The following is a 24,738-nucleotide window of genomic DNA, read 5'->3' on the forward strand; positions in this document are numbered from 1 at the left end:
CCGTGGGCAAAGTCATCATCTTCTCCGCCCCGAGCGGATCGGGCAAGACGACCATCGTGCGCGAGCTGCTCCAGCGCTACCCGCAATTCGAATTCTCGGTCTCGGCCACCTGCCGCGCTCCCCGCGGTCAGGAGCAGCACGGCCGGGACTACTATTTCCTCACGCCCGAAGCCTTCATGCAGGCCGTCGAGGAGGGCAAGTTCATCGAGTGGGAGGAGGTCTATGCCGGATGCCGCTACGGCACGCTGCGCAGCGAAGTGGAGCGCATCTGGAGCAAGGGCAACGTCATCCTCTTCGACGTGGACGTCGTCGGAGGACTCAACCTCAAACGCATCTTCGGCGACGACGCCTGCGCGGTATTCATCATGCCGCCCTCGATCGACGAGCTGCGCCGCCGGCTCGAATCGCGCGGCACGGACACCCCGGAGGTGATCGACCGCCGCGTGGCGAAAGCCGAATTCGAACTCACGCAAGCTCCCGCATTCGACCACATCGTCGTGAACGACGATCTTGCGGAAGCCGTGGCCGAGACTACCCGAATCATCAACGAATTTATCGGTTAATACATTGAAAAACATACTTTTATACTTCGGTTCGTTCAATCCCGTCCACAAGGGACACATCGCCTTGGCGGAATATGCCGCAGAGCGCGGATTGTGTGACGAGGTCGTACTCGTCGTCTCGCCGCAGAACCCGCTCAAACCGTCGGACGCACTGGCGCCGGAGCTGGACCGCTTCGAGATGGCCGAAATCGCCTGCGCCGCATCGAAATACCCCGACCGCATCAAGCCGTCGGCCGTGGAGTTCCTGCTCGAAAAACCGTCGTACACGGTCCGGACGCTCCGCTACCTGCGCGAGACGCACGGACACGACATGCAGTTCTCGATCCTGATGGGTGCGGACAATGCCGAGCGACTCGACCGCTGGAAGGAGTACGACGAGATACTGGATCATTATAAAATATACGTATATCCCCGCCGCGGCGCCACGGCCGGCCGCTTCGCCGACCGCGTGGTCTGCCTCGCCGACGCGCCGCTGTACGACTTCTCGTCCACTGCGATCCGCGAAGCGGCGGAACGGGGCGAACAAATCGCGCCGATGGTCGGCAACGAAGTAGCGGACTACATCCGCCGCAAGGGGTTGTGGGATCCGGCCGCTCGCCTCGAAGCGCTCACGGCCGCAATCGACGCGGGAGGAGCCGAAGCGGCGCTCTACGTCGAGCGGGGCAAGCTCCGCTACCGGCGTGCGGAGTGGGGCAAGGCACTCAACGATTTCAATGCGGCCTTGCGGATCGACGACGCCCACCGCGAAGCGCGCGAGCTGGCCGGTATGGTGGAGGAGATTCTGGCCTTCCGCTACAAAGACTACTACAATCCCTGATATGACACGTCTGAAAATTGCGCTCATGGCGGGCGGCGACTCGTCCGAGAGGGAGATCGCGCTGCAAAGCGCCGCCCAGATCGAGGCCGCGCTCGATCCCGCGAAATACGATACGACCCTGATCGACCTCCGCGGCCGCGACTGGCACCACACCGCACCCGACGGCCGGCAGTGGCAGGTGGACAAGAACGACTTCTCGATCGTCGTCGACGGCGTGAAGACGGTATTCGACTATGCGCTCATCCTCATCCACGGCACCCCGGGCGAGAACGGGCGGCTGCAAGGCTACCTCGACATGATGGGCGTGCCCTATTCGTCGTGCTCGACGACCTCCTCGGTCCTCACGTTCGACAAAATCACCACCAAGCGCACACTGGCGGGACGGGGTATTCCGCTCGCCCGCGAAATCTTCATCCGCCGGGGGGATGCGGTCGACCCCGCGGCTGTCGTGCGCGAACTCGGTCTGCCGCTTTTCGTCAAGCCCAATGCCAGCGGATCGTCGTTCGGCGTAACGAAAGCGAAGAGCGAGGCCGAAATCCTGCCCGCGCTCGACAAGGCGTTCGCCGAGAGCGACGAAGTGCTCGTCGAAGAGTGCATCGCAGGCCGCGAAATGGGTTGCGGCGCGATGATCGCCGGCGGCAAGCCCTACCTCTTTCCGATCACGGAGATCGTTCCGAAAAAGGAATTCTTCGACTACGAGGCCAAGTACACGGCCGGCCGTTCCGACGAAATCACGCCGGCCGACATCGCGCCCGAGGTGCGGGCCGCGCTGAACCGCATGACGCTCGAAGCCTACCGTTCATGCCGCTGCTCGGGCGTGGTGCGGGTGGATTTCATCGTAACGCCCGACGGGACGCCCTACCTGATCGAAATCAACTCCATCCCGGGCATGAGCGCCGGCAGCATCGTCCCCAAACAGGTGCGGTGCATGGGCATGACGCTCGGGGAGTTGTACGACATCATCATCGCCGACACCTGCCGCAAATGATCGAAATCGACGACAAAATCGTATCCGCCGACCTGCTGCGCGAATGCTTCGCCTGCGACCTTTCGCAGTGCCGGGGCATCTGCTGCGTGGAGGGCAACGCCGGCGCACCGCTCGAAGCCGAAGAGCTCGGCGAACTGGAAGCGGAGTACGAACATTACAAGCCCTGCATGACCTCCGAAGGGATCGAGGCGATCGAACGGCAGGGATTCGCCGTACTCGACGAAGAGGGCGACCTGACCACACCGCTCGTCCGCGACGCCGAGTGCGCCTACGCCTGTCGGGAAGAGGGCATCACGCTCTGCGCCATCGAAAAAGCGTGGCGCGAGGGACGGACCCCGTTCCGCAAGCCCGTATCCTGCCACCTCTATCCGATCCGGCTGGTGAAGTTCTCGAACGGCGCCGTCGGCCTCAACTACCACCGCTGGGAGGTCTGCGCTTCGGCCCGCACATGCGGACGCCGTTTGGGCCTGCCCGTCTACAAATCGCTCCGCGAGCCCATCGTGCGCCGCTTCGGCGAGGAGTTCTACAAGGCTCTCGAAGCCGCCGAGGCATACCTCAAATCGCAAAATTAACCGACACACCGCATGACCAAGCATCTATCCTGCACCCTTCTGGCCCTGCTGACGGCTTTCGGCGCAGCGGCGCAGAACGAACGGGCCGCCGCCCCGGACGCGAGCGGCGGTCTGCTCGCCGTCCGCACTTCCGACCGGCCGGAGAACTCCGCATCGGCCTCCGTCAAGACCGAAACCGAAACTGCGGCCGCACCCGATCCCATCGCCGACTCCATCGCGCAGCTCAACCTGCGTCTGCGTCCGAAATTCATCGAATCGACCTTCGCCACCGACGGCCTCGCGGTGATCGACACGCTGGCGACGGCCAACGATGCCGTACAGGTCGTCCTGTACGGCAACAACACGTGGAAATACATCCGCAACCGCGAGATCGCCAAGGACAGCACGATTTTCGAGAAATACTGGGACACCACGACGCTTTTCCCCTACAAGGAGGTCGACATGTCGGCCATGCCCTTCTCGGTGGTCATCGAACTCGTCGATTCGCTCCGCAGCTATTGCTGCCCCTATGTGGGCAAGCCCCATCCCCACGGAAAATACGGGCTCCGCAGAAACCGGCAGCATCAGGGCATCGACATCCCGCTCAAGACGGGCGATCCGGTCCATGCGGCATTCAGCGGCCGTGTGCGGATCTCCGAGTACAACAGGGGCGGTTACGGCAATCTGGTTATCGTCCGCCACGACAACGGACTGGAGACCTATTACGGCCATCTCTCGGAGCGCATGGTCGAACCCGGAGAGTGGGTCGAAGCGGGCACGGTCATCGGGCTCGGAGGTTCGACGGGCCGCAGTACGGGACCGCACCTTCATTTCGAGACGCGCTACTACGGCCGGTCGTTCGACCCCGAACGGCTCATCGACTTCGAAAAAGGGTTGTTGTGCCGCGAGACGTTCCTGCTGAAAAAAACGTTCTTCAGCATCCACTCGAAGGCCGGACAGAATTTCGACGACGAGATCGCCAACGAAGAACAGGACAAGAAGGAGGCCGCCGAACTGGCCGCCCGTCAATACCACAAGATCCGTTCGGGCGATACGCTCGGGCACCTCGCAGTGAAGTACCGCACGACCGTGAAAAAAATCTGTGCGCTGAACGGCATCAAACCCACGACGATCCTGCGGCTGGGGCGCACGCTGCGCGTGCGGTAAACAGCGATAAACAGAGGCTTTCGGACACCGAACAGCAGGTCATACCGCACATCTTCGGACTTAAATCGCCCCTGCCGGAACCATATTCACGGCAGGGGCGAAACCGTATGAAACCACTCGTTCGGACAACTGCGAAACCGCCGCGCAACCCGTTATCCCGCGAGAGCGGACATGCTCGTTGCGACAACCCCGCCACCGGGCTCGCAGCGGCAGTTGCAACTGAGGATCGCCCGCGGCGACAGGCTGCACCGGAATCCGAAATGCGGGCCGATCGGATCCAAAGCGCCTGCGAAAATGCCGTCCAGAGCGCACGCGGACGGTCTTGAAAAAGACTTTACGCCTCCCGCTGTTCCCTCCGCATCCGAAATGCGAACCCGTCTCCTGCAACGGCGCGGCCGTCTACTCCTTCCGCTCGATGGCATCTATGGCGTCCAACACGGCACCGCGGAACCGCCGGCGCTCCAGTTCCGCCACCCCGACGATCGTCGTCCCGCCCGGCGAACAGACCGCATCCTTGAGCTGCGCGGGGTGCAAGCCCGATTCGAGCAGCAGCCGGCCCGTTCCGGCAACCATCTGCCCCGCCATGCGGTAGGCATCGGTGCGGGCTATTCCGTGTTTCACGGCGGCATCGGCGAGCGCTTCCATGAAGAGACACACGAACGCCGGACCGCACCCGCCGACCGTCCCTGCAATATCCAACAGTTCCGTGTCGACCGTAAGGACCAGCCCAATCTTCGACAACAGCTCCGTGATCCGTGCATAGTCCTCCTCGGAGAGAGAGTGGCGCCGCTCGCAGACGACGATGCCCTCGCCGACCGACACGGGCGTATTGGGAATCGTGCTCAGATGGGGCGTCCCCTCCGCAAGAACACGTTCGTATCGCCCGAACGTGTAGCCGGCGACGACCGACACCACGATCTTCCCGCGCAGCGCCTCCCGCACAGGCACGAGCACCTCCTCGACCTGATGGGGTTTCACGGCCACGACCACCGCATCGGCGAATTCCGCGACCGCAGCCGCATCCCTCAGCGGCACGATGCCCCGGGCCTCCGCATTCCGCCGCAATTTTTCCCAGTCGCGCGCACAGGCTCCGATTCGGGCAGGCTGCACGGCTCCCGTTCTGACAAATCCGTCGGCAAGAGCCGAAGCCATGTTGCCGAATCCGATGAAACCGATATTCATATCTTTCAACATTGATCCGTGTTCGATTGCAGGATCGCAGCACGCACCAACTCTGCGAGAGCCGCGACCCCGAAAATACATGCCGCCCCGGCATGCGCCGTCCTCCGCTTCGCCCGCTGCCGACAGTATCCGTTGCGCCGCGCGTACACGCCCCTCGGGTCTGCCGGCGATCCGGACGCATGCGTTCTCTCGCACACGGGATGTCCGGAGGAAGGGGGGGGGCACCGCTCGTTCTCCCGGAAGCTTTTGCGACAGCAGGACGCCGCGCATACCGGGCCTGCGGATTTCCGACGAGCAAGGACAAAGCTGTGCGATCGAAACATCCCCACCGTACCGCCGTCGAGGCGTTTTTCGATACATAGAAGCCGGCAGCCGCGAAACGGTTCCGACCGCGACGGCGCCGCCCCGACGCCGCCGGCTGCGCATCATTTCGAATAATCCCGTTCGCCGAAAATGAGCGATCCGACCCTCACCATCGTCGATCCGCACTCCACGGCAAGAGGGTAGTCGTGCGACATGCCCATCGAGATCACGTTGAACCGCGGACCGAAATTGGGCTGCAAAATGTCGAAATCGCGTTTGAGGACCTCGAAATCCCGTCTCACACGGCACGGATCGTCGGTGTTGGTGGCGATTCCCATCACGCCGCGCACCTCGATATTGGCCATCCGGTTCAGTTCGACCGTCCCGACGTAGCGCATCAGCTCGTCGAACGCCCAACCCGACTTGGTCTCCTCCTCGGCGATGCGGATCTCCAGCAAAATACCGATCTTACGGCCGCAGCGGGCCGCTTCGCGCTGAATGGTCTCCGCCAGACGCGCGCTGTCGACCGACTGGATCATCGAAACGAACGGTGCGATATACTTCACCTTGTTGGTTTGCAGATGGCCGATCATGTGCCACTCGATATCCTTCGGCAGCTCCTCGTACTTGGCCCTGAGCTCCTGCGGACGGCTCTCGCCGAAGATGCGGTGGCCCGCGTCGTAGGCTTCGCGGATCATCGCCGCAGGGTGTGTTTTCGAAACGGCCACGAGAGTTACGTTTTCCGGAATCGTACTCCGGACGAACGATAATTGGCAGGCTATTGACATCTTTATGCTGTTTTGATTGGGTAAAATTACGCAATTTTATTATCTTTGCAAAGATTAGACCCGAACCTATGAAAAAACTCGTTCGCATTTTTCTCCTCGTCCTCTGCGGCGCATCCGTTTGCAGCCCTGCCGGAGCCTGTACCAACTTCATCGTTACGAAGGGAGCTTCGGCCGACGGCTCCGTCATGGTCAGCTACGCCGCCGACTCGCACGCCCTGTACGGCGCCCTCTACCTCACGCCGCGCGGCCGCTGGAAGGCGGGCACGCGGCTCCCCGTCTACGACTGGGACTCGGGCCGCTACCTGTGCGACATTCCGCAGGCAGCGGCGACCTACGGCACCGTCGGCAACATGAACGAACACTCGCTCATCATCGCCGAGACGACCTTCGGCGGCCGCTCCGAGCTCGAAGATCCGACGGGCCGCATCGACTACGGTTCGCTGATCTACATCACGCTCCAACGGGCCCGGACGGCCCGCGAGGCGATCGCCCTCATCGCCGAGCTGGCCGACACCTACGGCTATGCATCGAGCGGCGAATCGTTCTCGATCGCCGACCCCGGCGAAGCATGGATCATGGAGCTGATCGGCAAGGGATTCGAAGACGACGGCCGGGGCGGCAACGCCCGTCGGGGCATCGTCTGGGTCGCCCGCCGGATTCCGGACGGATACGTTTCGGCGCACGCCAACCAGTCCCGCATCACGACCTTCCCGCTCGACGATCCCGAAAACTGCCTCTATTCGCCCGACGTGATCTCGTTCGCCCGCGAAATGGGCTACTACGAAGGACCCGACGAAACGTTCAGCTTCTGCGACGCCTATGCACCCGCCGACTTCGCCACGATCCGCGGCTGCGACGCCCGCGTCTGGTCGTTCTTCCGCACGGTGGCGGACGGCATGGACCGCTACACGGATTACGCGATGGGCTACAATCCCGATAACCGGATGCCGCTGTGGGTCAAACCCCGCGCGAAGGTGGAGCCCAAAGTCGTCTTCGACTGCATGCGCGACCACTACGAAGGCACGCCGATGGACATGACCGCCGACATCGGCGCCGGCGGCCACGGTTGCCCCTACCGCTGGCGGCCGATGACCTTCGAGGTCAACGGCCGGGAATACCTCAACGAACGCGCCGCGGCGACCCAGCAGACGGGCTTCTGGTTCGTGGCACAAGCCCGTCCCGAACTGCCGGACGACATGGGCATCCTCTGGTTCGGCGTGGACGATGCGGCGACTTCGTGCCTCACGCCGATCTACTGCTCCGCGACGCAGGTGCCCGAATGCTTCAGCGAAGAGAACGGTTCGATGCTGGAATACTCGCCGACCTCGGCATTCTGGCTCTTCAACCGGATCGCCCAGTTCGCCTATCTTTTTTACGACCGCGTGGCGCCCGTCGTGAGGGCCTCCGCCGACGAATGGGAGACCGCGCAACTGGAGGCCGTGCGGAAAGTCGACGCCGAAGCGCTCGGCATGTCGCCCGGAAAACGCGCGAAATACCTCACGGCCTATTCGACCCGGACTGCGCAAAAGCTGTTCGACCGATGGAATGAACTGGACAAATACCTGCTCGTGAAGTTCATCGACGGCAACGTGAAGGGCGAAGACGCCGCAGGCTTCATCGACAACGGCAACGGACGCGGCATTCCGGGCCGGATCGAGCAGCCCGGCTACAACGACAGGTGGAAGCGGGCTGTGGCGGCGGATCACGGCGACGTGCTGAAAGTCGTCGAATAAACCGACGGCCCCCGCATGCCTCAAAAGCCGATTTTCGGCGGCGGCACCGCAGAAGCCGAGAGCGATGGGGGGGGGCTGTGCACCTCTTCCGCAGAACCGGAACCTTCCCGGAACGCGGAGACGCCGCACCGCACGACCGGCCGCCGGAACGGCAAGGATGTCGGCCTCGGCCGACACTCCTCGGCGAGCCGAGGGGCCGCACACAGAAGGGGGGGGGCACAAGGACACAGAAACATAAGACGCCGAACGCCCGTTAAACCCCGAAGCCGGAATGCGGCATCGGCGGCGGAGCAGGCCGATGCGAACAAAGAACCATTACAACAACCGATCATAACCTATGAAATACGACATCATCGTAATCGGAAGCGGCCCGGGCGGATACGTGGCCGCGATCCGCGCCTCGCAGTTAGGCAAAAAGACCGCCATCGTCGAACGTGCCGAAGCGGGCGGCGTCTGCCTCAACTGGGGCTGCATCCCGACCAAGGCGCTCCTGAAGAGCGCACAGGTCTACACCTACTGCAAGAATGCGGCCCACTACGGACTGGAGCTCGCCGGTGAGGTGCGGCCCGATCTGGAGAAGATCGTCGCCCGTTCGCGCGGCGTCGCCGAAACCATGAGCAAAGGCGTGGCCTTTCTGCTGAAAAAGAACAACATCGACCTCATACAGGGTTTCGGCCGTCTCAAAGGCGACGGCAGGGTAAACGTGGACGGTACGGAGTACGAGGCCGATCACATCATCCTCGCCACGGGCGCCCGACCGCGCGAGATGCCGTTCATGCCCATCGACGGCAAACACGTCATCTCGTCGCGGGAGGCACTGACACTCACCGAGCTGCCCGAGACGATGATCGTCGTCGGCACGGGAGCCATCGGCAGCGAGTTCGCCTCGCTCTATGCCTCGCTCGGCACGAAAGTAACCGTCATCGAGTATCTGCCCCGAATGCTGCCGCTCGAAGACGAGGAGGTCTCGAAAACCATGGAACGCTCGTTCCGCAAACTCCGTGCGACTGTGCTCACCTCGACCACCGTGAAGTCGGTGAAGGTGAATGCCGACGGCAAATGCGAAGTGGAGATCGAGGGCAAGAAGGGTACGGAAATCCTCACGGCGGATGTCGTGCTGTCAGCCGTCGGCATCAAGTCCAACATCGAGCGCATCGGTCTGGAGGAGCTGGGCATCCGCGTCGAGCGCGACAAAATCGTGGTGGACCGATTCTACCGCACCGATGCACAGGGCGTCTACGCCATCGGCGACATCGTGGGCGGTCCGGCACTGGCCCATGTGGCATCGGCGGAGGCCATCTGCTGCGTGGAGGCGATCTGCGGGCTGAATCCTTCGCCGGTGGACTATTCGACCGTTCCGTCGTGCGTCTTCACGACGCCCGAAGTGGCATCGGTGGGTCTCACCGAGCAGCAGGCGCGGGAACAGGGGCTCGCCTACAAGGTCGGACGTTTCCCCTTCACCGCTTCGGGCAAAGCCACGGCCGCAGGCGACCGCGACGGCTTCGTGAAACTGATCTTCGGGGAGGACGACAAACTGCTCGGCGCACACCTCGTGGGGGCCAACGTTACGGAGATGATCGCCGAGCCCACTCTGGCGAAGGCGCTCGGCGCGACGGCCCATCGGATCGCGCGCACGATCCACGCTCACCCCACGATGAACGAAGGGGTGATGGAGGCATCGGAAGCGGCAATGGGAGCGGCCATCCATTTATAAACAGTCCGTTCCCCGCCGCGTCCCGCTTCGGCCGGAAAACCCGTTTCTCCGGCAGTAAAGAACCGTCAGTCGCAAGGAATCGGGAGCCCCAGCGGGATGCGACGGTCGGCAGAAACGGATAGGCAACAAGAACCGATAACCATCAAGGAAGCGGCCGAAAGGAATCGGAGGAACCGGCAGAACGCGGCGATCCGCAAAAACCGACAGCCAGAGGAGCCGATAACCGAAAGGAGCCGACGGCCGAAAGTACCTTAAGCCGAGGGTCCCCTAAGCCGACGACGGCAACAGGAACCGACGGCCGAAAGGAATCCGCATCCGACAATTATCGGCAGCTCTTTCGGTCGGTTGAACGGTCTCGTGTCGTCATCGGAGCGAGCATACGGAGCGACGGACAAATACGGAAGCAGCCATACCCAGCAACGACTAAGGGGCTATACTCTCGGGCGATACCGAAGCGCCCCGAAACGGGCGAACGGCAAAGCGGCAGAAGCGGTCGTACCGGTTTTCGTCCTCTTCGCTACAGGGCTCGCAGATTCGGATATTCTCGAAAGCGGTGCGAACGCAAGGAGGCTCGTCTAACAAGTTTTCCAACATTCCGGCCGGGATAGGGCTTGCCTTGTTGCGTGAAATCGTCGGATAAACAGGAAGGTTCGTTCCGATATGGCCGAAGCCGGAAAGCGTCGAAACGGCGAATCGCTGCGACAAGCAAAATTCGAAGGGCATAGATAATGCTTCATCGCCGAAAACACCGCCGCCTCACTTTCCGAATGCTCCGGAAGATCCGCTGCACGGTGATGAAATACATATGCCTCTCCGACGAAGTACGACCGACCGCACACGAAACGCAGCGGCGGAAATGCCCGCATCGCAAGGCATGCAGGAACGCTGCGGAACCGGCTGAACGAACGGCCATGAACGGAAGGAGCTGTCTAACGAGTCTGATTTCAACGACTTCACCCCTGCCGGAATGAATTCCGACAGGGGTGATTTCCGATTTTCGGGACTTGTTAGACAGCCCCTTCCGATCGGTCGTACGGCACGAAAGCACTCGAAAGCATCCGCCTCCCCGAACCACCGGCCGAGTCCGGCGCCGCAGCCGACGGGCGATCCGTCTCATTTCATTTTATCGCGGATGAAAAGCAGATAGACGACGATTCCGATCCAACTGAAAAACAACAGCACCAGTGCCAACAGCACCTTGAGAGGCGTCTCGATGCTCCGTTTTCGCGCAAACAGATCGTACACGCACCAGATGCAGCACAGTACGCCGATCCAATAGATGATTTCCGCCCACATATATTCCGTCTGTTTTACAGTTTCCGTTCGAACACTTCGGACGGGTAGAGCACATCGCTCAGAAACAACCCCTGCGCAGGAGCTCCGCTGCTCGAACGGGCAAGATCGCGGCTCTCTACAATCGCACGAAACTGCTCCGGCGTATAGCGTCCGCGGCCCACATCGACCAGCGTTCCTACGACCGACCGCACCATATTCCGCAAAAACCGGTCCGCACGGATCGTAAAACACAAAACACCGCCGACATTTTCCGTCCACTCCGCCCGTAAAATGCGGCAAATATTGGTCCTATTGTTCGAATTGAGTTTTGCGAACGAAGTAAAATCATCGAATTCGAGCAGATATGCCGCAGCGGCATTCATACGCGCTACATCCAGCGGCACATAATACTGCCACGACGTGCCCCGCGTAAAAGGATTTTTGCGCGGCTCGATGAAGTAGCGGTACTCCCGTTCGCGCGCGCTGAAGCGGGCATGCGCCTCGGGAGCGACGGGTGTGAGCGACAAAAGAGCAATATCCTCGGGAAGCAGAAAATTAGCCTTATAAAGCGTTCGTCCGGGGTCGGCGATCGGTTCCGCACTATCGAAATGAGCCACATAATAAAGCGCATGCACGCCGGTGTCCGTACGGCCCGCTCCCGTTACTTCGATCGGCTGACGCAACAGGGTGGAGAGGCCCCGTTCGAGCGTCTGCTGCACCGACGGCTGGTCGGGTTGACGCTGCCAGCCGCAGTAAGCCGCTCCGTTGTAGCTCAATTCGATAAAATAACGCATTTCACTCGTTTTTATATTCGCCGTATTTCGCTCAGTGGCACAGGCCCTCTGCCGGTCCGGTCGAGACCGACGGGGACCGGCCGCCGGGGTATCCGGACAAAAATACGAAAAAAACACGGTTTCTGTCCGTCGAACACCCAAAAACCGCGGTACTACGAGAAAACAGCCCATCCGGCAAGCTGCACCTCCCCCGTTCCGGAGGAGCCGGACGCAGTCCGTTGCCGCAACCGCACGAGAAGGCGGCGCCGCGGCGAAGCATCGACAAGGCGGCATCGTGCGGAGCATCGGCCAACGGCCGGCAGCATGCGGCACCGGCACAGCCGACCTCGATGCACCTGTCCGGCGAATCGGGAAAAAACGAACACGGTTCCGCAATGTGCACACGCACGACGGCGACACGCTTACGGACCGCGACGCCGGACCATCCGGGCGAACGTACCGGGCGAATACCGAATCGTACACCGTCCACACCGGAGAGAGGAGTGAAGGAGAAAAACAGAAAGCTCAACAGGCGCGGCGGAACAGCACATCAAGAGTGAAGGGGCGGCGAAAGATAACCGCACAAACACCCGATGTAACCTGAAAAACAGACTTCGAACCCGAACGATAAAGGACACGAGCTCCCAACAACGACTGACAGCCGACGGAACAAGAAAGCGAGTTCCCGATCGACGAATAGACACGAAGCCGAAAGAGCAACCGGACAAGAAAACGAGAAGGCAGTGGAACGAGACGGCAAGCTCCCCTAAAAACGACAAACGCAAGGGGGCGGACGGACAAGAATATGCAGGCAGGTTCGACGAAACCACAGAGGCGACCCTCGAAAGGTCGCCTCTGTCTATGCGAAAACCTGCACGGGTCAGCGTCGCGGTTTGATGTCGAGTTTCACCGGACGGATCATATTCTCCGGTTTGAGTATCTCGTCGAGTTCCTCCTTGCTGAGGATGCCGTGTTCGAGCACCAACTCATACACGCCGCGCCCCGATTCGAGCGCCTCCTTGGCGATTTTGGTCGAATTCTTATAGCCGATGATCGGATTGAGGGCGGTAACGACGCCGATGCTGTCGTGCACGTATCGGCGGCAGCGCTCCTCGTTGGCCGTGATTCCGTCGATGCAGCGGATGCGCAGCGTATCGAAACCGTTCATCAGCAGATCGGCCGACTCGAAGCAGCACTGAGCCATCACTGGCTCCATGGCATTGAGCTCCATCTGTGCGGCTTCGTTGCTCATCGTAACGCACAATTCGTTGCCGATCACTTTATAGGCGATCTGGTTCATCACCTCGGGAATCACGGGGTTCACCTTGCCGGGCATGATCGACGAACCGGGCTGACGGGCCGGCAGATTGATCTCGCCCAGACCGCAGCGGGGACCCGAGGCCAGCAGGCGCAGGTCGTTGCAGATCTTGTTCATCTTGGTGGCAACGCGCTTCATAGCCGCGGCATAGCCCACCATGCACGAGGTGTCGGACGTTACGCCCACCAGATCGCCCGCCAGACGGATGTCCCAGCCCGTGATTTCGGCGATGGCCTTCGTGCAGCGCTCGGCATATCCCGGAACGGCGCAGATACCCGTACCGATCGCCGTGGCACCCATGTTGATCGTCAGGAACTCGCGTGCGGCATGGTCGAGGTTCTCGATTTCGGCTTCGAGGATGCTCGCAAAGCCGTGGAACGTTTGGCCGAGGGTCATCGGCACGGCGTCTTCGAGCTGCGTGCGGCCCATCTTGATTATGCCGGCGAACTCTTCCGCCTTGCGCATGAAAGCGGCGATCAGCTCCTTATAGTGCTGCATCAGCTTGAGGTGCGTGGCATACAGACCGATGTGGATGGCCGAGGGATAGGCGTCGTTGGTCGACTGCGAGCAGTTGACGTGGTCGTTGGGCGAGCAGTACTGGTATTCGCCGCGCTCATGGCCCATGATCTCCAGCGCACGGTTGGCGATCACCTCGTTGGCATTCATGTTGGTGGTCGTACCGGCGCCGCCCTGAATCATGTCGACGGGGAAATACTCGTGGAACTTGCCGTCCATAATTTCGCGGCAGGCCTGCGAAATGGCTTCGAATTGTTCGTCGGTCAAAAGGCCGAGGTCGTGGTTGGCGATGGCGGCGCCGAGCTTCACGACGGCCAGTCCGTTCACGAAGAGGGGATACTGGTCGAGACGGAAAGTGCTGATCGGGAAATTCTCCAGACCGCGCAGGGTCTGCACGCCGTACAAAACGTCGCAAGGTACCTCCACGCTGCCGAGCAGGTCGCTCTCGGTGCGGGTTTTAACATTCAGGTCAGTCTTCATAATTGTTACGATATGCTTTTGTTTTCAAGTTGTAAAGTTTCTGTTTGCAAGCGAAATATCACATAAAGGTAATAATTATTTCCCATTCTCCAAAATTTAACCCGCAATCCTCCGAATATTTCCGCGATCTCGGCCGGACGCCCGATCCCCCGAAAGACAAGGACCGACCGTATCTATCTGAAAAAAGGAGCTGTCTAACAAGTCTGATTTCAACGATTTCACCCCTGCCGGAATGAATTCCGGCAGGGGTGATTTCCGATTTTCGGGACTTGTCAGACAGCCCCCGCTTGCACGATCATTCGATCGCCCGCCGGGCCCAATCCGCGGCCTGCTCCGTACTTCCGTTGCACAGCCGCCCCTCTCTCCATTCGATTTCCGGATAGAGTGCCCCGAGCTTCCTGACGCTGCCCGCGATCGAACTGCTCCCGGAGGTGGCGAAAGGAATGACCGTCTTGCCGGAAAAATCATACTTTTCGAGGAACGTATTGACCGCGCGCGGACACGCATCCCACCAAATCGGATAACCGAGGAACACCGCATCGTACTCTGCCGGGTCGAGACTTCCACCGCCCAACGCAGGGCGCGAGTTCTCATCGGCCATCTCCTTCGAGCTGCGGCTGGATTCGTCGGTCCAATCCAGATCCGCCGGGGTGTAAGCCACGGCCGGCACGATCCGGTACAGATCGCCGTCGACCGCCCGGGCAATGGCCGAGGCCGCTTTTTCCGTGGTTCCCGTACAGGAGAAATAGGCCACGAGGATTTTCCCGCCCGGCTGCCGGACGGCATCCGCCGGCTGTTCTTGTGCTTTCGTCGGGCTGCTGAACACGAGTAAACTCATAATTAACAATACGATCTGTTTCATCACTATTTCAATTTAGCATATTCTTCATCGCTTACGGGCTCCAGCCATTCGTTGCTGCAACCTTTGCCGGGGACCTCGATGGCGAGGTGCGAAAACCAACTGTCGGGTGCCGCTCCGTGCCAATGCTTCACACCAGCCGGAATATAGACCGCATCGCCCGGGCGCAGTTCGACCGCCTCTTGGCCCCACAACTGATAATACCCGCGACCGCCCACGCACACGAGCGTTTGCCCGCCCCCTTCGTCCGCCTCGTGCACATGCCAATTGTTGCGGCACCCCGGCTCGAAAGTTACGTTGACTACGGGTGCGCCCCCGGCCGCGACGGGCGCCAGATAGCTCCGGCCCACGAAATACTCGGCATAGGCATCGTTCGGGCGGCCCACCGGAAAAAGGAGGGTCTGCGCATACGCTTCGAGCGAACCGGGAGCCGCACCGTCCGTCTCGTCCGCCCACACCTCCTTGGCCATGCGGAAAGCCGCCCAAGCTTTGGGCCAACCCGCATAAAATGCGGCATGAGTGAGAATTTCGGCCATCTCGGTTCGCGTTACCCCGTTCTTCTTCGCCGATTCGAGATGGTATTCGAACGAGGAATCGGTCAACCCCTGCGACATGAGGGCGACCACCGTAACGACGGAGCGGTCCCGCAGCGAAAGCAGGTCGTTGCGGCTCCACACCTCCCCGAACAGCACATCGTCGTTCAGACGCGCGAATTCGGGTGCAAACGCTCCGAGCGCATCGCGTCCGGCGGTCTGCTTGATTTTTACTTGAGATTTTGCCATGATCGGAAAAAATAAAGTCAACAATAGCATGAATGAAGTCATCTGCGGTTTCATACGACACGATTTACAATTCGACATTTCCGGGCACCCCGACCGGTCCTCCGTTTCCGATACGAAGATACGGACAAACTCACGCGGATATTTTGCCCCAAGGCTCAAATTTCTTTGTCCCGAAGATCAGTCCGCCGCCACCTTTCGGCCGGATGCCATTTTACCGGCATCACGGATGCCGCCGCCGTAACCGGCGGAGCATCGGCAGCGACCGCAGATCCACTCCCCGAGCAGCGGTCAGCATAACCTAAGCCGGATGACCGCAGCCCGAGCCGACGTCTGCGGCGCCGAATTCGGCAAAACGACCGTCAGCGCGGCAACGACGGCCGAAAACAACGCATGATAGTTCCGCAGCCCCTACGGCAACTTCACGTTCGCCGGCGGCAGCGCGCTACCGCGACGGGGCGACGCCGTAGGTCTTCTTATATATTTTGGAAAAGTGCGAGAGGTTCTTGAATCCCACGTCGAAACAGACCTCCGTTATTTTCCGTCCGCCCGATTCGATCAGGTCGTGCGCAGCCTCCAGCCGGCGACGGATGATCCACTTTCGCGGCGTCAGGTCGCTGATTTTGGCGAAATCGCGCTTGAAAGTCGCCAAACTGCGCCCCGTGTAACCCGCGATCTCCTCCATCGACAGGTCGCACATGTAGTTCTCATTCAAAAAGTCGAGAATGTCTATCTTCCACGGTTCCACGAAATCGAACAACGAGGCATAAAGATTCCTGTCGGTGCGGAGCAATACGTACACGCCTTCGGTCATCTTCAGCTTCAGCACCTCATCGGACGGCTTTTCACCCGCCTCGAAGTAGGGTGCGACCGACTCGAACAGCGACCGGATGTCCGGCCTGCTGCCCGGCAACACACGAAGGGCGCCCCTCTCGCGCCGGGAATCGGACGGAACAAGCCGCCGGTCGAGCCTCCGGTAAAACTCCCGCAGAAAAGGTCTCGAAAATTTCAGCACGACGGAGCGGTACGGCTTCCCGTCCGCGGGTTTCTTGTGCAGCCACATCCGGTTGTCGCGCCGCATGAAAGCGCACTCGCCCGCATGCAAAAGGGTTCTCCGGCCGCGCTCTTCGATCTCCAGCTCGCCCGAACACAGATAGACGAGCGTATGTTCCCTGTTTTCGTGAACACACCTCCGGTCATCGGTGAAATAACACGCAATAAGCACATTCGAGCAATCGAAAACATGGGACTGTTCCATACCATCAGCATTTCATCAACTGCAAATATAGCACATCGTATCCGGATTTTGTTTGCCGTCAGGCTCAATTCGGAGTTCTTCGCGTTTTTCGACGGCCGCGACGGCTTCGCCCGCACGCGGCTCTTCTTGTCTTCCGGCGCTCAAAATTTCAATTTTTATCCGTATCTTTGGCCGGAAAAAACGAGACTTCGGCGCGGACGGGCGGTGTTCCCCCGATTACGACAACCGGCTCGCAGGGCCGCTCCGCGAATTATAAATATAATGTAACTTATGAAAGCTGCCATCATCGGATACGGCAAGATGGGCCGCGAAATCGAAAAGATACTCGCCGAACGGGGGCATGAGACCGTGCTCATCGTCGATGCGGACAACGCATCGGAGCTCGATGCCGCCCATCTGAGCCGAGCGGACGTCGCACTCGAATTCACGACGCCCGCGACCGCCTACCAAAATATCCGCCGCTGCCTCGAAAGCGGCACGGCCGTCGTGAGCGGCACGACGGGGTGGACCGCTCGTCTGGCGGAACTGGAGGCACTCTGCCGCGAAAAGGACGGCGCCTTCTTCTACGCTTCGAATTACAGCCTCGGCGTGAACCTGCTCTTCCGCATCAACCGCCGGCTCGCCGCGCTGGTAAATCGCGTGGGCGGCTACGACGTCTCGATCGAGGAGATCCACCACCTCCAGAAAAAGGATGCGCCGAGCGGCACGGCGATCACCCTCGCCGAAGGGATTCTCGCCGAATCCGACACATGGAAAGGGTGGGTGGGCGACGTCTCCGCCCCGGAGAATGCCGGCGAGCTCCCGGCCCCTCCGGCGGCAGCCGCTCCGGAGCGGATCGAGATCCGCTCCCTGCGCGAAGGCACGGTCCCGGGTATCCACACCGTTACCTACGAATCCGAGGACGATATTCTTCAGCTCCGGCATACGATCAAGCATCGCCGGACGTTAGCTATGGGAGCAGTGATCGCCGCCGAGTTTCTCTGCGGCAAACGGGGCGTCTATACGATGGATGACCTTTTGAAATGACACAACCGCCCGGCGAAACGGGCCGGCCGGCGGAGAACGATCCGCTGCGGAAGAACTTTCGAAAACACGAAACTATGAAAAAAATAAAGGCTTTTTTATCCAATAGATGGGTGGGCTTCACGCTCGTCGCTGTGCTCTATACGCTCTGGTTCGTCGTCTGGACGGGCAATCTGTGGATGCTGCTGGGATTGCCCGTAATCTTCGATCTTTACATCAGCCGCCTGTTCTACCGCTACGTCTGGCACCGCAATGCCGAACTCTGCAAGCGCAGCAAGACCTATAAAACGGTCTACGAATGGATCAACGCCGTCCTGTTCGCCACGGTCGTCGCTTCGCTGGTCCACATCTTCGTGTTCCAGATGTACGTGATCCCCACCTCGTCGATGGAAAAGTCGCTGCTCATCGGCGACTACCTCTACGTGAGCAAGGTCGCCTACGGTCCTCAGATGCCCAATACGCCGTTGTCGTTCCCCTTCGTGCACCATACGATGCCCTTCTCGCAAACGAAAAAATCGTTCTCCGAAGCCGTCAAGTGGCCCTACCACCGGCTGAAAGGTCTGGGCCGCATCCGCCGCAACGACGTGGTGGTCTTCAACTTCCCGGCGGGCGACACCGTGCTGCTCGAAAACCAGAACGTTACCTACTACGATGTCCTGCGCAGCTACACCGAGACCTACGGTCCCGCGGAGGGACGCCGCCGGCTCAACGACGACTACACGGTCATCACGCGCCCCGTGGACAAACGCGAGAACTACATCAAACGCTGCGTCGCCGTCGCGGGCGACTCGCTGCGGATCATAAGCGGCGACGTGTGGGTCAACGGCGAGAAGCAGGAGCCCATCCCCGGTTTGCAGTACTCGTACATCGTACAGACCTCGTCGCCGCTGACCCAATACGCGATCGAAAAACTCGGCATCACGGAGTACAGCGGCAACGGCGCGGGCTACTACATGATGCTCACCGACGAAGCGGCCGAGCGGCTGCGGGCGCTCGACAACGTGCTCTCGGTCCGCAAATACGTCGCCGCCCCGAACGCGGAGGTCTACCCCCACCGCTCCTTCCCCGCATGGAGCCAAGACAATTACGGTCCGATCTGGGTACCTGCGCGGGGTGCGACGATCACGCTCACGGAGGATAATCTGCCGCTCTACCGCCGGATCATCGAGGTGTACGAAGGCCACCGGCTCGAAGAGCGGGACGGCGCGATCTACATCGACGGCATCCGGACCGACACCTACACGTTCGCGATGGACTACTACTGGATGATGGGCGACAACCGCCACAACTCGGCCGACTCGCGCTTCTGGGGTTTCGTGCCCGAGGACCACATCGTCGGCAAAGCTTCGTTCGTATGGCTGTCGCTCGACCCGAACAAGAGCTTCCCCTCGAACATCCGCTGGGAGCGTCTGTTCAGCAAGGTACGCTAACGCCGTGGAGACGCCCGAAGACAGCTATCTGACACTCGCGGCTCCGGCCGAGGCTTCGCTGCGGGAGCGGAGCAGCAGGTTTTTGGCCTATGCCTATCCCGTGTGCAGCGAGGAGGAGATCCGCGAACGGCTCGATGCCCTGCGCAAACGTTACTACGACGCCACGCACCACTGCTATGCGTGGCGTCTCGGTCCCCGCGGCGAGCGGTTCCGCGCCAACGACGACGGCGAACCCTCGGGAACGGCCGGCCGGCCGATCCTCGGACAGATGCTCTCGCACGGGATCACGGAATGTCTCATCGTCGTGGTCCGCTACTTCGGCGGCACGAAACTGGGAGTCCCCGGCCTGATCGCCGCCTACAAGGAGGCGGCCGCCGCGGTCATCGCCGCAGCCGGGATCACGGAGCGCACGGTCGACCGCACATTCCGCGTGCAGTTCCCGTACGAAGCGATGAACGACATCATGAGAATCGTCAAAGACGAGCAGCCGGCCGTCCGCTCGCAGGAATTCGGCAACCTTTGCACCGTAACGCTCACCATACGGGCCGGCCGTGCGGAAGCCCTGCTCGGCAAACTGCATAAAGTCGGGGGCGCGATCCCCGAGGAGGAGTGATGGAAGAAGAAAAGAGCATTCATATCAAAGGTGCGCGGGTCCACAACCTCAAGAACATCGAGGTCTCGATCCCGCACGACACGCTGACCGTAATTACCGGGCTCTCGGGCTCGGGCAAATCGACGCTGGCCTTCGACACGATTTTCGCCGAGGGGCAGCGCCGCTACGTCGAATCGCTGTCGGCCTATGCGCGGCAGTTTTTGGGCAAGGTCAACAAGCCCGACGTGGACCTCATCACGGGCATCGCGCCGGCCATAGCCATCGAACAGAAGGTCAACACGCGCAATCCGCGCTCGACCGTAGGCACGACCACCGAGATCTACGACTACCTGAAGCTGCTCTTCGCCCGTGCGGGGCACACCTTCTCGCCCGTGTCGGGGCGCGAGGTGAAATGTTACGGCGTGGACGAGGTCGCAGCCCGCATCCTCGCGCTGGAAGAGGGCAGTCGGGTGGTGATCGCCGCACCGCTGGTGCTGGCCCCGGGACAGGGCATCATCGAAAAACTCACGTTGCTCGTCGGCGACGGCCTCCAGCGCGTCTGCGTCGGCGGCGAAACACGGTTCATCGAGGATTACCTGCCGACGGTCGGCCCCGAGACCCGTGCGGAGGAGATCGCGGTGGTGGTCGACCGCGCCCGCGTCGCTCCGGACGACGATACCGCCACGCGCCTGCGCGACTCGGTGGCCCGCGCCTTTTCCTACGGCGACGGTGTCTGCACGATCCTGACCGACCGCGGGGCCGAGAGCTTCTCGTCGCGGTTCGAAGCCGACGGCATCCGCTTCGAACCTCCGACCGAACACCTCTTCGGGTTCAACAATCCGCTGGGCGCCTGCCCCCGCTGCGAAGGCTACGGGAAGGTGATCGGCATCGACGAAGATCTGGTGATCCCCGACAAGAGCAAAACCGTCTACGAAGGGGCCGTGGCCTGCTGGCGCGGCGAGACGATGGGGCAGTGGAAGGACCAGCTGGTGCAGAACGCCGGCAAGTTCGGATTTCCGATCCATACGCCCTACCACGAGCTGACGCCCGCGCAGCGGAGACTGCTGTGGCGCGGCAACGAATATTTCGACGGACTGGACGACTTTTTCGCCTACATCGACTCGCAGCGGCACAAGATCCAGTACCGCGTGATGAAGGCCCGCTACACGGGCAAAACCGTCTGCCCCGACTGCGGCGGCTCGCGCCTGCGGCCCGAGGCGCTCTACGTCAGGGTCGGCGGCCGGACCATTGCCGAGCTGGTGGCCATGAACGTGGAGGCGCTCATCGGATTCTTCGACGGGCTGCGGCTCGACGAACACGACACGAAAACCGCGGCTCGCATCCTCGTGGAGATCCGCAACCGGCTGCAATACCTCGCCGACGTCGGGCTGGGTTACCTCACGCTCGACCGGCTCTCGGCGACCCTTTCGGGCGGCGAGAGCCAGCGCATCAACCTCGCCACGTCGCTCGGCAGCAACCTCACGGGATCGCTCTACATACTCGACGAACCTTCGATCGGCCTCCATCCGCGCGATACGAACCGGCTGATCAAAGTCCTCCGGCAGTTGCGCGATCTGGGCAACACGGTGATCATCGTCGAGCACGAAGAAGAGGTGATCCGCGCCGCGGATTACATCGTCGACATCGGCCCCGCAGCGGGCGAACACGGCGGCGAGGTGGTCTTCAGCGGATCGTTCGAAGCGCTGCTCGGAAGCCGGAAAAGCCTCACGGCCGACTACCTCACGGGCCGTCGCCGCATCGCGTGTCCGTCCGCGGAACGGGGCTGGAGCAACTCCGTCGTGATCCGCGGAGCGCGCGAGAACAACCTCCGGAACATCGACGTCCGCATTCCGCTCGGCGTGATGACCTGCATCACGGGCGTCAGCGGCTCGGGCAAATCGTCGCTGGCGAAGGGCATCCTCTACCCCGCGCTGCGGCGCATGCTCTTCGACACGGGCACGAAACCCGGAGATTTCGACCGCATCGACGGCGATGTCCGGCTGCTCAAATCGGTGGAGATGGTGGATCAGAATCCCATCGGCAAATCGTCGCGTTCGAATCCCGTTACCTACATCAAAGCCTACGACGAAATACGCAAACTCTTCGCCGACCAGCCCCAAGCCAAACACACGGGGCTCAATCCGTCGCACTTCTCGTTCAACATGGCGGGCGGGCGCTGCGAAGAGTGTCAGGGCGAAGGCGTCATCAAGGTCTCGATGCAATTCATGGCCGACGTCGAACTCGTGTGCGACGCCTGCGGCGGCAAACGTTTCAAGGACGAGATTCTGGAAGTGAAATACCGCGACAAGTCGATCTCCGACGTACTGGACATGACCGTGGACGACGCCGTGGAGTTTTTCGCGGCCGACCGGAAGGATGCGACCTGCCGGCGCATCGTCGAACGCCTCAAACCGTTGCAGGATGTGGGACTGGGCTACATCCGCCTCGGTCAATCCTCCTCGACCCTCTCGGGCGGCGAAAGCCAGCGCGTGAAGCTCGCCTCGTTCCTCACCAAGGACAGTCCGGCGGACGGCAGCGTGATGTTCATCTTCGACGAGCCGACCACGGGGCTCCACTTCCACGACATCGCCAAGCTGCTGGCCGCTTTCGGAGCCCTGATCGAACGGGGGCACACGATCGTGGTCGTGGAGCACAACATGGACGTCATCAAATGCGCCGACTGGGTCGTGGACCTCGGCCCCGAAGCGGGCGGCGAGGGCGGGCGCATCGTCTACGAAGGCACCCCGCGCGGACTGGCCGCCTGCCCCGAGAGCCACACGGGCGCATTTCTCCGCAAAAACCTCGATTTGCACAAAAAATGACCGGAAAAACGTTTTTCAGATACACGTCGCCGAGCTGGCCGCTGTCCGGTACAGATTCCCGTTCTCTCATGCAGGGAACACGGTGGAAAGCCACTCATCCACGGTACGGCGTGCGGAAACCCACCCATCCGACCGCAGGGCGCGAAGTCGTCTTCGTGCCGATGCAGCACACGAGTTCCGCCGAAGATCATGCCGAGACGCGCCTCTACCTCGACAGTCTGAAAGCCGGAGGGTACGTAACTTTTTCCGAAGAAACGATCCCCGCTCCGTTTCACGTCGATACGATCCGCGAAACGGACATCGTAAAACTCGGCGCCGATCCGGCGAACGGCATGCCGCCGGCGGACTCGATGCACATGGACGCATCGCTTCGGAAATACCGCCGCAAGCTCGGCTTCACGATCGGAGCAGACGGTTGTGCCGATCCGAAAAACGCCTCGATCAAAGGCAGCGGCGAAAAGCGAAACCGGCGTCCCAAGATCGCCGTCGTCTACGGAAAAGTCCGTTCGTCCGGTATCGTCTACTCTCTCGCAAAAGATCACGGATTCCGGATCGACCGGCGCTACAAAGCTCAAAACGACTATCGATGAACGAATTCACAACCTACCGCCTCCCGAACGGCATTCGGGGCATACACCGCTGCGTGCGGAGCAACGTGGCTCATTGCGCGCTGATCGTCAACGCCGGTTCGCGCGACGAGCTGACCGCGGAATACGGCCTCGCGCACTTCACCGAGCATGCCTTTTTCAAAGGCACGCAGCGCCGCCGGGCATGGCAGGTCAACTGCCGGCTGGAAAACCTCGGCGGCGAACTCAACGCCTTCACCACCAAGGAGGACACCACCATCCATGCCACGACGCTGCGCGGCGATTTCCCCAAGGCGGCCGAACTGATCGCCGACATCGCCTTCCGCTCGACCTTTCCGGACCGGGAGCTGGAACGCGAAAAGGAGGTGATCTGCGACGAGATCAACACCTACAAAGATTCGCCCGCCGACCTCATCTACGACACCTTCGAGGACATGCTCTTCGAAGGTTCCGAACTGGGACACAACATCCTCGGCGGCAAAAAGGCGCTCGCCCGTTTCGACGGGAACGCCATCCGCCGCTTCACGGCCCGCACGCATACGACCGATCAGATGGTTTTCTCGTCGATCGGCAACATCGCGCCCCAAACCGTCGAAGCCGTCGCCGACCGCTATTTCGGACGGCAACCCGCCACGGTGCGGACGACGCACAGGACAGCGCCCGACGTGCGGCCGCCGTTCGAGCGGACCATCACGAAGCACACCCACCAAACCCACTGCATCATCGGCAGCCGCGCCTGCGGGATCGACGATCCCCGCCGTCTGCCGCTGGCGCTGCTGGTGAACATACTGGGCGGTCCGTCGGCCAACTCGCTCCTCAACGTCGTCGTGCGTGAAAAACACGGGCTCTCCTACAACATCGAAGCCTCCTACACCCCCTACACCGACTGCGGTATCGTGGCGACCTACTTCAGTTGCGACCACGGCAACACGGAGCAGTGCATCGAGCTGATCGAAGCGCAGATGCGGCGTCTGCGGACCGAGACGCTCACCCCGCGGCGCCTCTCGATGGCCAAGAAACAGTTCATCGCCCAACTGGCCATATCGCTGGAGAGCAACGAAGGCTACATGCTCGGCACGGGCAAAAGTTTCCTGCTGCACGAGGAGGTGGACACCATGGAGCAGGTCTACGCCAAAATCGAAGCCCTCACGGCCGCACAGCTTGCCGAAGTGGCCGAAGAGGTTCTCGGCGTCGATTCCAAACTGATATACCGATAAACC

21 protein-coding genes are annotated in these 24,738 nt (G+C 61.3%); 13 read left to right on the forward strand and 8 right to left on the reverse strand.

What is annotated here, in order from left to right; translation table 11 throughout:
• Positions 1-2 precede the first annotated feature (2 nt).
• The 5 genes from gmk to BN3659_RS01735 are packed head-to-tail and all read left to right on the forward strand — an operon-like array spanning position 3 to position 4,086.
• Complete coding sequence (gmk, locus tag BN3659_RS01715; RefSeq protein ID WP_091534062.1) at positions 3-563, forward strand: guanylate kinase; 561 nt, start codon at positions 3-5, stop codon at positions 561-563.
• 4 nt (positions 564-567) lie between these two features.
• Positions 568-1,380: a nicotinate (nicotinamide) nucleotide adenylyltransferase gene (nadD, locus tag BN3659_RS01720; protein ID WP_091534064.1), complete on the forward strand. Its 813-nt coding sequence runs from the start codon at positions 568-570 to the stop codon at positions 1,378-1,380.
• Position 1,381: 1 nt separating this feature from the next.
• Positions 1,382-2,368, forward strand: coding sequence for a D-alanine--D-alanine ligase (locus BN3659_RS01725; RefSeq protein WP_091534065.1), 987 nt, complete (start codon positions 1,382-1,384; stop codon positions 2,366-2,368).
• A complete protein-coding gene (locus BN3659_RS01730; protein WP_091534067.1) occupies positions 2,365-2,940 on the forward strand; it encodes a DUF3109 family protein in 576 nt (191 codons plus the stop codon). Before BN3659_RS01725 ends, BN3659_RS01730 begins: the two co-directional genes overlap by 4 nt.
• Before the next feature lie 12 nt (positions 2,941-2,952).
• Positions 2,953-4,086 carry a peptidoglycan DD-metalloendopeptidase family protein gene (locus BN3659_RS01735; protein ID WP_091534068.1) on the forward strand — a complete coding sequence of 378 codons (1,134 nt, stop codon included), beginning with the start codon at positions 2,953-2,955 and terminating at the stop codon, positions 4,084-4,086.
• A gap of 399 nt (positions 4,087-4,485) precedes the next feature.
• Here BN3659_RS01735 and proC read toward each other — a convergent pair whose 3' ends face one another.
• A complete protein-coding gene (gene proC, locus BN3659_RS01740) occupies positions 4,486-5,280 on the reverse strand; it encodes a pyrroline-5-carboxylate reductase (protein ID WP_224757826.1) in 795 nt (264 codons plus the stop codon).
• A gap of 413 nt (positions 5,281-5,693) precedes the next feature.
• Positions 5,694-6,359 (reverse strand): YggS family pyridoxal phosphate-dependent enzyme, encoded by a 666-nt coding sequence (locus BN3659_RS01745; protein WP_091534071.1) that lies wholly within the window; start codon positions 6,357-6,359, stop codon positions 5,694-5,696.
• 68 nt (positions 6,360-6,427) lie between these two features.
• On the opposite strand from BN3659_RS01745, the gene BN3659_RS01750 reads away from it, so the two are divergent.
• Both BN3659_RS01750 and lpdA read left to right on the forward strand, forming a co-directional pair.
• Entirely contained in the window at positions 6,428-8,092 is a 1,665-nt protein-coding gene (locus BN3659_RS01750; RefSeq protein WP_091534073.1) for a dipeptidase, read from the forward strand.
• A gap of 337 nt (positions 8,093-8,429) precedes the next feature.
• Positions 8,430-9,806: a dihydrolipoyl dehydrogenase gene (gene lpdA / locus BN3659_RS01755; protein ID WP_091534075.1), complete on the forward strand. Its 1,377-nt coding sequence runs from the start codon at positions 8,430-8,432 to the stop codon at positions 9,804-9,806.
• 1,113 nt (positions 9,807-10,919) lie between these two features.
• On the opposite strand, the gene BN3659_RS01760 is transcribed toward lpdA, so the two are convergent.
• From BN3659_RS01760 to BN3659_RS01785, 6 genes are all read right to left on the reverse strand, one after another.
• Entirely contained in the window at positions 10,920-11,102 is a 183-nt protein-coding gene (locus tag BN3659_RS01760) for a PLDc N-terminal domain-containing protein (protein WP_091534076.1), read from the reverse strand.
• A 14-nt stretch (positions 11,103-11,116) separates the two neighbouring features.
• Positions 11,117-11,875, reverse strand: coding sequence for a tRNA pseudouridine(38-40) synthase TruA (gene truA, locus BN3659_RS01765; protein WP_091534078.1), 759 nt, complete (start codon positions 11,873-11,875; stop codon positions 11,117-11,119).
• Between the two features lie 859 nt (positions 11,876-12,734).
• Complete coding sequence (locus BN3659_RS01770) at positions 12,735-14,168, reverse strand: aspartate ammonia-lyase (protein ID WP_091534080.1); 1,434 nt, start codon at positions 14,166-14,168, stop codon at positions 12,735-12,737.
• 295 nt (positions 14,169-14,463) lie between these two features.
• Positions 14,464-15,030: a flavodoxin gene (locus BN3659_RS01775; protein WP_091534082.1), complete on the reverse strand. Its 567-nt coding sequence runs from the start codon at positions 15,028-15,030 to the stop codon at positions 14,464-14,466.
• Between the two features lie 2 nt (positions 15,031-15,032).
• The gene (locus BN3659_RS01780) at positions 15,033-15,809 is read right to left on the reverse strand and encodes a carboxymuconolactone decarboxylase family protein (protein WP_410488786.1); all 777 of its coding nucleotides are present in this window, start codon (positions 15,807-15,809) and stop codon (positions 15,033-15,035) included.
• A 442-nt stretch (positions 15,810-16,251) separates the two neighbouring features.
• Positions 16,252-17,064, reverse strand: coding sequence for a helix-turn-helix transcriptional regulator (locus BN3659_RS01785; RefSeq protein WP_091534086.1), 813 nt, complete (start codon positions 17,062-17,064; stop codon positions 16,252-16,254).
• Between the two features lie 270 nt (positions 17,065-17,334).
• Between BN3659_RS01785 and dapB the strand changes: the two genes are divergently transcribed.
• From dapB to BN3659_RS01820, 6 genes are all read left to right on the forward strand, one after another.
• Positions 17,335-18,090: a 4-hydroxy-tetrahydrodipicolinate reductase gene (gene dapB / locus BN3659_RS01795; protein ID WP_091534089.1), complete on the forward strand. Its 756-nt coding sequence runs from the start codon at positions 17,335-17,337 to the stop codon at positions 18,088-18,090.
• A 74-nt stretch (positions 18,091-18,164) separates the two neighbouring features.
• Positions 18,165-19,517, forward strand: coding sequence for a signal peptidase I (lepB, locus tag BN3659_RS01800; RefSeq protein WP_091534302.1), 1,353 nt, complete (start codon positions 18,165-18,167; stop codon positions 19,515-19,517).
• 4 nt (positions 19,518-19,521) lie between these two features.
• Complete coding sequence (locus tag BN3659_RS01805) at positions 19,522-20,130, forward strand: IMPACT family protein (RefSeq protein WP_091534091.1); 609 nt, start codon at positions 19,522-19,524, stop codon at positions 20,128-20,130.
• Positions 20,130-22,931, forward strand: coding sequence for an excinuclease ABC subunit UvrA (gene uvrA / locus BN3659_RS01810; protein WP_091534093.1), 2,802 nt, complete (start codon positions 20,130-20,132; stop codon positions 22,929-22,931). Before BN3659_RS01805 ends, uvrA begins: the two co-directional genes overlap by 1 nt.
• Positions 22,932-22,999: 68 nt before the next feature.
• Positions 23,000-23,521, forward strand: a complete 522-nt coding sequence (locus BN3659_RS01815; RefSeq protein WP_171847676.1) for a hypothetical protein — start codon at positions 23,000-23,002, stop codon at positions 23,519-23,521.
• A complete protein-coding gene (locus BN3659_RS01820) occupies positions 23,518-24,735 on the forward strand; it encodes a M16 family metallopeptidase (protein WP_091534096.1) in 1,218 nt (405 codons plus the stop codon). Before BN3659_RS01815 ends, BN3659_RS01820 begins: the two co-directional genes overlap by 4 nt.
• Positions 24,736-24,738: the final 3 nt, after the last annotated feature.

The sequence above is a fragment of the Alistipes sp. CHKCI003 genome, assembly GCF_900021155.1.
Classification (GTDB): domain Bacteria; phylum Bacteroidota; class Bacteroidia; order Bacteroidales; family Rikenellaceae; genus Alistipes; species Alistipes excrementavium.

Coding starts and splice junctions, on each gene's coding strand:
- BN3659_RS01725 (WP_091534065.1), top strand. CDS start 1,382: ATGACACGTCTGAAAATTGCGCTCATGGCGGGCGGCGACTCGTCCGAG.
- BN3659_RS01730 (WP_091534067.1), top strand. CDS start 2,365: ATGATCGAAATCGACGACAAAATCGTATCCGCCGACCTGCTGCGCGAA.
- BN3659_RS01735 (WP_091534068.1), top strand. CDS start 2,953: ATGACCAAGCATCTATCCTGCACCCTTCTGGCCCTGCTGACGGCTTTC.
- proC (WP_224757826.1), bottom strand. CDS start 5,280: ATGTTGAAAGATATGAATATCGGTTTCATCGGATTCGGCAACATGGCT.
- BN3659_RS01745 (WP_091534071.1), bottom strand. CDS start 6,359: ATGTCAATAGCCTGCCAATTATCGTTCGTCCGGAGTACGATTCCGGAA.
- BN3659_RS01750 (WP_091534073.1), top strand. CDS start 6,428: ATGAAAAAACTCGTTCGCATTTTTCTCCTCGTCCTCTGCGGCGCATCC.
- lpdA (WP_091534075.1), top strand. CDS start 8,430: ATGAAATACGACATCATCGTAATCGGAAGCGGCCCGGGCGGATACGTG.
- BN3659_RS01760 (WP_091534076.1), bottom strand. CDS start 11,102: ATGTGGGCGGAAATCATCTATTGGATCGGCGTACTGTGCTGCATCTGG.
- truA (WP_091534078.1), bottom strand. CDS start 11,875: ATGCGTTATTTTATCGAATTGAGCTACAACGGAGCGGCTTACTGCGGC.
- BN3659_RS01770 (WP_091534080.1), bottom strand. CDS start 14,168: ATGAAGACTGACCTGAATGTTAAAACCCGCACCGAGAGCGACCTGCTC.
- BN3659_RS01775 (WP_091534082.1), bottom strand. CDS start 15,030: ATGAAACAGATCGTATTGTTAATTATGAGTTTACTCGTGTTCAGCAGC.
- BN3659_RS01780 (WP_410488786.1), bottom strand. CDS start 15,809: ATGGCAAAATCTCAAGTAAAAATCAAGCAGACCGCCGGACGCGATGCG.
- BN3659_RS01785 (WP_091534086.1), bottom strand. CDS start 17,064: ATGGAACAGTCCCATGTTTTCGATTGCTCGAATGTGCTTATTGCGTGT.
- dapB (WP_091534089.1), top strand. CDS start 17,335: ATGAAAGCTGCCATCATCGGATACGGCAAGATGGGCCGCGAAATCGAA.
- lepB (WP_091534302.1), top strand. CDS start 18,165: ATGAAAAAAATAAAGGCTTTTTTATCCAATAGATGGGTGGGCTTCACG.
- uvrA (WP_091534093.1), top strand. CDS start 20,130: ATGGAAGAAGAAAAGAGCATTCATATCAAAGGTGCGCGGGTCCACAAC.
- BN3659_RS01815 (WP_171847676.1), top strand. CDS start 23,000: ATGCAGGGAACACGGTGGAAAGCCACTCATCCACGGTACGGCGTGCGG.
- BN3659_RS01820 (WP_091534096.1), top strand. CDS start 23,518: ATGAACGAATTCACAACCTACCGCCTCCCGAACGGCATTCGGGGCATA.